Raw genomic sequence first — 8,565 nt, 5'->3', positions numbered from 1 at the left:
GACCGACTCCATGATGACCAGGATCCAGGACAGGCCTAGCGTGAGGGGGACGAACAGGAAGTGATAGAGCGCCGTGACGGCAAACTGCAGCCGTGACAGCGAGACGACTTCATCGATGGGAACCATGGCTTACTCCGGTTTGGTAATTGTTTCAGATGCGTGTTGCATGTCAGCCGACGATGCCGATACGGAAGTTGGCGCGAGCATGCGTTGCTCCACGCTCTGAACCGGCATCTGCATATGCTTGGCCTCTGGATGGGCGAAGAAGGTCTTGGCCAGAACAGTAATGAGGGCCACTTTGACGATCAGAAGAATGGTGATTTCCGCGGCTAACGGCATGTTTGTCAGCCGTCTGGAAGTGCCCCCTGAACTACACTTCCGCCCCAAAGTTTGCTTCATCATCACCTCTATTTTTTATGTGGGTGTGTAGGAAAACCGATCTGAAATGACAGTATGGGTGCGCAATGATCAGAAAATAGACTTCATGATCAGGCCAGCAGACACCAACATGCAAACTATCGAAAATGCCAGTTTCAGATGGGCTGGGTGCCAGCGTACTGCAAGCTTCCCGCCAAGCAACATGCCAGCCATCGCTCCCGCCGAAAAAGGTAATCCAATACCCAGATCGAAGTGACCACTGACCATGCTGGTGCCGACGCTGACCAGTGAAATCAGCGCGATCACCGCGAGCGAAGTTGAGACGACAGACTGCATGGCCAAGTCGGTCACCCGCTGCAAGGACGGTACGATGACGAACCCGCCACCCACGCCGAGCAGCCCCGAAAGCACACCCGCCAAGCCGCCCATGACGGCCAGGCGACTGGCACAACGGGGTGTCCAGACGAAGCGTCCGCTCTGGTCGCGCAGGCAGGGGCAGTCATCTGGTACGGTAGCCGCGGCCGTCCTGCTGCGCCGGGCATCACGCATGCCCTTGACGGCCACACACATCATGACCATGGCAAAGAGCAGGGTCAGATAGCGGGTATCGAGCTGATGGGCCAGCCATGTTCCCAGCGGGGTGAGGACAATGCCGACGGCGGCGATCAGCACGGCGGCGCGATAGCGTACGATGCCGGCTCGCAAACCGATCACCGCCCCCATCGCCGAAGCAATGCCAACGGCCAGCAATCCGATGGGCCCCGCCTGCGGCACGCTCAGATGCAGTCCGAACACCAGTAGCGGAATGGCCAGGATGCCGCCACCGGCACCGGTGAGCCCCATGATGCAGCCCACCAAGGCACCCAGTAACAGGCTCATGCTCATCTGTGCCTCCTCAACCGACCATTTCGGGTTGCGCCAGCCACTCGTGTCCCTTGAGCATGCCTTCCCAGTACAGCGGCGGCAGGATGCGCTCCTTGAGCAGCCAGGCCAGGCGCGATGGACGTGTGCCATCCAGCATCCACGCCGGGAAACTGGGCGCCAGCTTGCCGCCATAGTTGAATTCAGCCAGAACGATCTTGCCGCGTTCCACCGTCAAGGGGCAGGAGCCATAGCCGTTGTAGCGGGCCTGAACGGATTGCCGACCCAGGTTTTGGAGCACATTGTGGGCGACAACCGGCGCCTGTTTGCGGGCCGCAGCGGCAGTCTTGGCATTGGGCGAGTTGGCCGCATCGCCCAGCCCGAAGATGTTGGCAAAGCGCTTGTGCTGCAAGGTCGATTGATCAACATCGATCCACCCGGCCGGATCGGCCAGAGGGCTGCTGCGGATGAAGTCCGGCGCCGTCTGCGGCGGCACCACGTGGATCATGTCAAAGGGGACTTCCACTTTCTGCGAGCTGCCGTCGGGGGAGTTGACCGCAAAGGTGGCGATCTTGCGTCCACCATCGATGGCGGTCAGGGTCTGTCCGAAGTTGAGGTCGATGCCATAGGTCTGTACGTATTCCATCAAGGCTGGCACGTATTCGGCCACGCCAAAGAGCACCGCACCAGCGGAGCGGAACTGCACATTCGATTTCTTGAGCACACCGGCGTGCCTCCATGCATCGCAAGAGAGATACATGGCCTTTTGCGGGGCGCCAGCGCATTTGATGGGCATAGGCGGCTGAGTGAAAACGGCATCGCCTCCTTTGAAGCGCTCCACCAGCTCCCAGGTGTAGGGCGCCAGATCATAACGATAATTGGACGTCACGCCGTTACGACCCAGGGTATCGGTGAGACCTTCGATGCCGTCCCAGTTCAGTTTCAGGCCGGGACAGACCACCAGCTGCTCGTACTTGACCACCCGGCAGCCTTCCAGCAGCACCGCGTTGCGCTCAGGCTCGAAACCTGACACGGCCGATTTGATCCAGCGCACGCCGCGCGGGATGAGCGATCCCATCACCCGGGCCGTCTGCGCGGGCTTGAATACACCGCCTCCAACCAGGGTCCAGCCGGGCTGGTAATAATGGACATCGGCCGGGTCGATGATGGCGATATCCAGTCCAGGCTGGCGCGCCAGCAAGCTTGACGCCACCGAGATCCCTGCCGCACCACCACCGACGATAACTACCTTGTGCGTCGAGTCGGCCACATCGAATGGGGTGGTGTTGCCCTGGTTGATCCTGCGTACCAGCGCGCTCAGGTCGTAACCCGCCTGTTCGGCACGGGTCAAAATTTCCTCCGTGGAGATGCGGCCGGCGCGCGAGAGCCCCCAGAGCGTGGTACTGCGCATGCCACTGCGGCAATAGGCCAGCACGGGCTTGGGCAGATCTTCGAGCAGACGATCGAATTCGTCCGCCTGGGCGTCGGCCACCTGACCAGGGATCACCGGCAGATAGCGCGCTTCAATGCCCGCAATCTGTGCTTGTTGTTCCACCTCTCTGAAACTGGGTTGGTCGCCGGCTTCCCCGTCCGGACGGTTGCAGATGATAGATTTGAAGCCGGCCGCAGCGATCTCTGCCATATCGGCAGGCATGACCTGGGCCGAGACGGACAAGTTGGCCGTCAATTGCTTGATATTCATGGAATGTCTCCTCGATTGATATACCCCTGGCGGCGACGCCCCGGCGTCGGCCAGCAAGGGCAGGGGGATCAACGATCCCGGGCAGCACAGCTGCTGATGCCCAGCAGCGGATACAGCGGACAGAAGCGGAACAAGCCGGTTGCTATCGGGATCAGGCCCAACCAGCCCCACCATCCCACGGTACCGGTAGCCGCAAGGATGACCAGGACGACGCCAATGACGATTCTCAAGATGCGGTCGATACCGCCTACATTGCATTTCATGATGACTCCTCAGGGTTGGTGATCAGACTGCGTCCAGCGGTATCTTCAGATAGCGCATGCCGTTGGCCTCGGCCGGTGGCAACTGCCCCGCACGCATGTTGACTTGCACCGACGGCAGCAGCAGTACCGGCATGGCCAGGGTGGCATCACGGGCGCTGCGCATGGCCACGAATTCCTCCTCGCTGATGCCATCGCGGACATGGATGTTATTGCTACGCTCTTCAGCCACGGTGGTGACGAACTGAAGCTGCCGGCCGTTGGGCTGGTAGTCGTGACACAGGTAGATATGGGTATGTGGCGGCAGGCTCAGGACCTTGTTGATCGAATGGAAGAGCGTGCGAGCGTTCCCGCCGGGGAAATCGCAGCGTGCGGTCCCGTAATCGGGCATGAACAGGGTGTCGCCGACGAAAGCTGCGATCTGGTCACCTTCCTCCACGACATAGGTGATACAGGCAGGGGTGTGGCCAGGGGTATGCATGACACGCGCCTGCAGAGCGCCGATCTGGAAGTGATCGCCATCGGCGAAGAGGTGATCGAACTGGCTGCCATCGTGGGCAAATTCACTGCCGGCATTAAACAGCGCCCCGAATACGTCTTGCACCTGGCGGATGTGCTCACCGATAGCGATACGTCCGCCCAGCTTGCGCTTGAGATAAGGAGCCGCAGACAGATGGTCGGCATGGGCATGGGTTTCCAGGATCCATTGCACCGAAGCATCGAGCTCCTGCACGCGCCTGATCAGGTGATCGGCGCTACTGGTAGAGGTACGGCCGGATTTGGGATCGTAGTCCAGCACGCTGTCCAGCAGTGCGCATTGCCGGGTTGTGCGGTCCAGTACCAGATAGCTCACAGTACTGGTGGCAGGGTCGAAATGACCTTCAATATGCAGGTTGTCCATGTTGTCCTCCTCTGATTGTCAGATATTTTGTTCATATCAAAACTTGTGCCAGATCGTGAAAATTTATCAACCAATTGATTTATAAGGGATATTTTATAAATACCCTTCATATGTAGTTCGAAAGACTGCCAGTGACACTGCCAAGTGGCAGTGTCATACTGCCACCTGGCAGCGCATGTGCGCCGCCCCAAATGAGAGGGAGGTTGCCGCATGGATTTGCTGCTGAGCTCCATTTGCCAGAGCCGCCTGGAGGCGGCATTTGCCTGAATTTGTGTTGAAGAAAGCGAGAGATTTCGTGGAGTCGCTACCCGATGTTTTGCAGTCGTTCCAGGTGCAGGCCCTGATTTCCTATCTGGACCATGAGCCCACGCCGATGATCGTGATGAATACGGAGTACGAGATTCTGGCTGCCAATACCGCCTACAAGAGGCAGTTCGCCACAGCTGGCAGGGCGCCCATTGGCCACAAGTGCTATGCAATGTCACACCATTACCAGGTTCCTTGCGATCAGGCGGGAGAACATTGTCCTTTGCAACGTGCACTGGCCACCAAGGGGCCGGATCGAGTACTGCACATTCATCACACTCCGCGCGGACCAGAGCATGTGGATGTTGAGCTGCGGCCCATCATCGATCACCAGCATCGCGTGGTGGGATTCGTCGAGCGCCTGCAGACTGTGCGTCATGCCTCGGTCCAGGCCAGTCGCCAGGGGCTGGTTGGCAAGTCTGCAGCCTTCAATCGTGCCCTGGGCGAATTGCAGCGGGTGGCGATGTCGGATCTACCGGTTTTGCTCCTTGGAGAGTCAGGTAGTGGCAAGGAACTGTTCGCGCGCGCAGTGCATGAGGCCAGTCCCCGAGTGCATGGGCCGTTCGTGGTGGTGGACTGTTCGGGATTGACCGAGACCCTGTTCGAGAGCGAGTTATTTGGCTACGAAAAGGGCGCCTTTACCGGCGCCCATGTTCGCAAAGCGGGCCTGGTCGAAACAGCCAAGGGTGGTACCTTGTTCCTGGACGAAATCGGCGACGTGCCATTGGCGATGCAAGTGAAGCTGTTAAGGTTGATTGAATCTGGCACTTTCCGGCGCGTTGGTGCAGTGGATACGCAGCAGGCCGAATTTCGCCTCGTGGCAGCCACCCATAAGCCATTGGAGGCAATGGTGGCTAGAGGCGATTTCCGACAGGATCTTTACTACCGCATCAGTGCCTTCCCGATTCATCTGCCACCATTACGCGAGCGGCCCGATGACATACCTTTGCTGGTCGAGTCATTACTTCAGAGGGGGGCAGGGGGAGAAGGCAAGTCGCTGAAAATCTCTACGGAAGCCATGGGGCAGTTGTTGCAGCACGATTGGCCCGGAAATATCCGTGAACTTCGCAACGTGATCGAGCGGGCGCGCCTGTTTGCGGACGATGGCGTGATCAAGAAAGAGCATCTGGCATTGGATCGTTTCAATCCGCCGCGAACTACCGGGTTCGACAAGCGCGCACCCCAAGTACATGATCTCGCACAGATAGCACGCGAATTCAACGGAAGCCGCAAAGAGCTGGCAGCAAGCTTGGGGATGAGCGAACGTACGTTATACAGGCGCATGAAAGAGGCAGGGTCTGATTAGTCTGGGGCAAGGTAATTCTCAGCCTGTACACGGGACGGATCGTTTCACCCCAAGACGCTCGGTTCGCACTGACAAGCGTCGAAGCTGGCGCGCCAGGCTTCATCCAGCACTTCCTTAGGCGCGGGCAGTATTGATCATGGCAAAGCCGCATCAGTTTGAGACGCTTTTACTCCCATGAAAGAGTACGCAGATTGTTGCTCGATACAGTCAACTTGCAAACCATATTTTACATAATACAAATTATGCGAAGGGCTGGTAGTTTTAGAAGTGTTGCGTTGTTCTTATAAGCTACTGAGAATTTGCAGCACAAATGGTACTTTTCTGCGTTGCCAGCTAACAGGAACGCAAGATGCTCATCCAGCTTTCAAAGACAAGTGTGCCCCGCAACCTTCGCGGGCCCGTTTTAATTGACTCATTCGGATTCCTTCGATATTGGGCAACTGTGTGGTCAACGGTTGCCGCGGCCGGGCTTGCCGAGTCCACTCATCTTAAGAAACTCCGCCACATCGAGAGTCTCTACTGCCATTCGGATCAACTACTCGGCCAGTCTGCTCTTGATGATGCTTTGGGAAACCTCGACGAGCACGCACTGAGCAACATTCTGGAGTCATGGTTCGTTTCTATTCGCAATCGTCCCAAGACCACCGGTACTGACGAAAAACGTTGGCAAACTGGCTTAGATTTTGTTTCTTCTGTGGTCTCATGGGTATCGAAAAGTCACGCAGACAATACGATGCGAAGTATTGAAGAACGGCTGCAGCGTCTGTCTATACTTTATCGCCAGCTACACGTCAGCAAAGCCAAACCTATCGAATCGATCCGCTCTTTACCTGCAACCACCGTGCAGGCGCTTCATGAAATGCTAGATCCTCAATCCCCGACAAATCCCTTCCCACGAATTCGGACTCGTTGGAGAGTTTATGTATCTTTCATACTGATGCTACATCAGGGACTTCGGCGCGGAGAGGTTCTGTTGCTACCGGTGGACGGTGTCAAGGTCATGTACGACTCTAAGCAAGGTCGAAATCGGTACTGGATCAATGTTCAAGAAAACCCTTACGAGGAAAGCGGCACGGATCCCCGCTATTCCAAGCCGAGCATCAAGACTTCATCATCACATCGCCAGATCCCAGTTAGCGAATTGACAGCAAAGATTATAGATACCTACACGCAGAATTATCGTGGGCGTCCAAGGCATTCTTTTCTACTGAATTCCCAGTCAAATATGCCTTTATCGACTGAGGCGCTAACAAAAGTTTTCGCACATGCATCGGCTCAATTATCGGCCGCTGCCGTGAAAGAGCTGATGGATCGATCAGGCAAAAAAACTGTTACACCACACGACTTGCGTCATACCAGTGCTGTAATGCGGCTTCATCAATTGCTTCGGCAAGGAGACTCAATGGATGAAGCACTGCAGAAGCTGCGCACGTTCTTCGGTTGGTCAAGAACGTCGTCCATGCCATCGCGCTATGCACGAGCGGTGTTCGAAGATCGGCTTGCTTCTGTGTGGAATGACGCATTTGATGAGCGCGTTGCTCTCCTACGATCATTGCCGGAGGGACGTTGATGGAACAACTTCAGTTGCCCGAATTTGGAGGACTCAACGACCGTGGAAACGTGCTTGCTGAATTATGCAGTCGCTTGCCCAGTTTGCCTTCTACTCTCCGTTATTATGATGAATTTAATGATGTGACGAGGTCAATAAGCAATCCGCAAGAGCGACCAAACTTCGAACTTATGATTAACGGACAATCGATCCGATTGGACTTTACTCATATCAATTCCGATTGCCGCATAATCTTTAAACATGTTTTTGCGTTTGCGCTTTCAAAAGATTTAAGCATTCAGACTGTGTATACGTATCTGTCGGGGATGCGACATTTGACTCCGACCGATCTTGCCGCATTAATTGATGCGGGCCCAACAGGAATCGGTCTGGTTTGGCGAGCGCTGCGTGGCCGCGCTTTACCGATGAGCGCGTACATGACGGCAAAATACATGCTGCATCTTTTGTGCACATATCGCCTTTATGGATGGAGCAGCGACTACGTCAATTTCATTAGCACCACCCTCCCCTTGCCCGCGCAAGAAAAATATAGAGGTGTTCGCTCCGGTGACGCTTTCCTTTCCGCTGAAGAGGAGGCGTTGGTTGTCAGATACTTGGATGATGTCACTGAACAGCTAAGACATTCCGGGGCGAAGCAATTATTACAGGATGAACTTGCCGATGCTGGAATGCTGGTTTGTTCTTACCAATTTGCGATGCGGCCAATACAAATCGCAATGTTGGATGTTCGCCATGTTCGAATCTGGAATGATGAGGCTTCGAAATATCCCGCAGTGCATTTGACGTTTCACGTTGCAAAACAGCGCGGCAGCAAAAAGAATGTTGCCATGACGCGGCGAGTGAAGTCGGAGTGGACTCCAATCTTCGTGCATTGGCAAGAGCATTTAGATGCAAATGGCATTACGGGTACCGCCAAATTCTTTCAAGCTCAATCGAGCCAAGAAGTCGGGACGAGAATCTCGACGCTCGTCAGATCTGTACTCAATTCCAAGGATACCGGCACTGCTACTGACCTTCGACATACAGCGGCCCAGCGACTTGTAGACGCCGGTGCGAGTCATGAAGAGCTTGCTGCATTCCTTGGTCATACACAGACCGATACTGGACTAGTGTATTTTTCGATTTCCGCATCTCATGCTGAAAGAGTCAATCGAGTGTTGAATTGCATTTAAATCTGACCCACTTTCCTCGGAAATTTGCATCCTAAGTTGACCCATGTTTAGACCACAATCCTGCTCATGATAGCGAGCGGGAGAACGGAGTGATAAACGTGGCCCTACT

At 55.6% G+C, this 8,565-nt stretch carries 9 protein-coding genes; 3 read left to right on the top strand and 6 right to left on the bottom strand.

The genetic code is table 11. The annotated features are described in order from the left end of the window. The 6 genes from FYB76_RS26445 to FYB76_RS26420 all read right to left on the bottom strand — a co-directional run. Positions 1 to 126: cytochrome ubiquinol oxidase subunit I (locus tag FYB76_RS26445; RefSeq protein WP_154133585.1), on the bottom strand; the 126-nt coding region annotated here is incomplete at its 3' end. 3 nt (positions 127 to 129) lie between these two features. Next, positions 130 to 339, bottom strand: coding sequence for a cytochrome oxidase putative small subunit CydP (cydP, locus tag FYB76_RS26440; RefSeq protein ID WP_229297116.1), 210 nt, complete (start codon positions 337 to 339; stop codon positions 130 to 132). 129 nt (positions 340 to 468) lie between these two features. Then, positions 469 to 1,263, bottom strand: coding sequence for a sulfite exporter TauE/SafE family protein (locus FYB76_RS26435; protein WP_154135598.1), 795 nt, complete (start codon positions 1,261 to 1,263; stop codon positions 469 to 471). Between the two features lie 10 nt (positions 1,264 to 1,273). After that, positions 1,274 to 2,941, bottom strand: coding sequence for a bifunctional protein tyrosine phosphatase family protein/NAD(P)/FAD-dependent oxidoreductase (locus tag FYB76_RS26430; protein ID WP_154135597.1), 1,668 nt, complete (start codon positions 2,939 to 2,941; stop codon positions 1,274 to 1,276). Positions 2,942 to 3,009: 68 nt separating this feature from the next. Further along, positions 3,010 to 3,204: a DUF2892 domain-containing protein gene (locus tag FYB76_RS26425; RefSeq protein WP_154135596.1), complete on the bottom strand. Its 195-nt coding sequence runs from the start codon at positions 3,202 to 3,204 to the stop codon at positions 3,010 to 3,012. A gap of 22 nt (positions 3,205 to 3,226) precedes the next feature. Next, on the bottom strand, positions 3,227 to 4,102 hold the full coding sequence (locus FYB76_RS26420) for an MBL fold metallo-hydrolase (RefSeq protein WP_154135595.1): 876 nt from the start codon (positions 4,100 to 4,102) through the stop codon (positions 3,227 to 3,229). 373 nt (positions 4,103 to 4,475) lie between these two features. On the opposite strand from FYB76_RS26420, the gene FYB76_RS26415 reads away from it, so the two are divergent. From FYB76_RS26415 to FYB76_RS26405, 3 genes are all read left to right on the top strand, one after another. After that, the gene (locus tag FYB76_RS26415) at positions 4,476 to 5,714 is read left to right on the top strand and encodes a sigma 54-interacting transcriptional regulator (RefSeq protein ID WP_229297117.1); all 1,239 of its coding nucleotides are present in this window, start codon (positions 4,476 to 4,478) and stop codon (positions 5,712 to 5,714) included. A gap of 349 nt (positions 5,715 to 6,063) precedes the next feature. After that, the gene (locus FYB76_RS26410; protein ID WP_154135594.1) at positions 6,064 to 7,284 is read left to right on the top strand and encodes a site-specific integrase; all 1,221 of its coding nucleotides are present in this window, start codon (positions 6,064 to 6,066) and stop codon (positions 7,282 to 7,284) included. Beyond that, a complete protein-coding gene (locus FYB76_RS26405) occupies positions 7,284 to 8,456 on the top strand; it encodes a site-specific integrase (RefSeq protein ID WP_154135593.1) in 1,173 nt (390 codons plus the stop codon). The genes FYB76_RS26410 and FYB76_RS26405 overlap by 1 nt, the downstream gene beginning before the upstream one ends. The last annotated feature ends 109 nt before the right edge of the window (positions 8,457 to 8,565 follow it).

The organism is Herbaspirillum sp. CAH-3 (assembly GCF_009668275.1).
In the GTDB taxonomy this organism is placed as follows: Bacteria; Pseudomonadota; Gammaproteobacteria; order Burkholderiales; family Burkholderiaceae_D; genus Herbaspirillum; species Herbaspirillum aquaticum.
This window is presented reverse-complemented; position numbering and strand designations above follow the sequence as displayed.

Coding starts and splice junctions, on each gene's coding strand:
- FYB76_RS26430 (WP_154135597.1), bottom strand. CDS start 2,941: ATGAATATCAAGCAATTGACGGCCAACTTGTCCGTCTCGGCCCAGGTC.
- FYB76_RS26415 (WP_229297117.1), top strand. CDS start 4,476: ATGATCGTGATGAATACGGAGTACGAGATTCTGGCTGCCAATACCGCC.
- FYB76_RS26420 (WP_154135595.1), bottom strand. CDS start 4,102: ATGGACAACCTGCATATTGAAGGTCATTTCGACCCTGCCACCAGTACT.
- FYB76_RS26425 (WP_154135596.1), bottom strand. CDS start 3,204: ATGAAATGCAATGTAGGCGGTATCGACCGCATCTTGAGAATCGTCATT.
- FYB76_RS26435 (WP_154135598.1), bottom strand. CDS start 1,263: ATGAGCATGAGCCTGTTACTGGGTGCCTTGGTGGGCTGCATCATGGGG.
- FYB76_RS26405 (WP_154135593.1), top strand. CDS start 7,284: ATGGAACAACTTCAGTTGCCCGAATTTGGAGGACTCAACGACCGTGGA.
- cydP (WP_229297116.1), bottom strand. CDS start 339: ATGCCGTTAGCCGCGGAAATCACCATTCTTCTGATCGTCAAAGTGGCC.
- FYB76_RS26410 (WP_154135594.1), top strand. CDS start 6,064: ATGCTCATCCAGCTTTCAAAGACAAGTGTGCCCCGCAACCTTCGCGGG.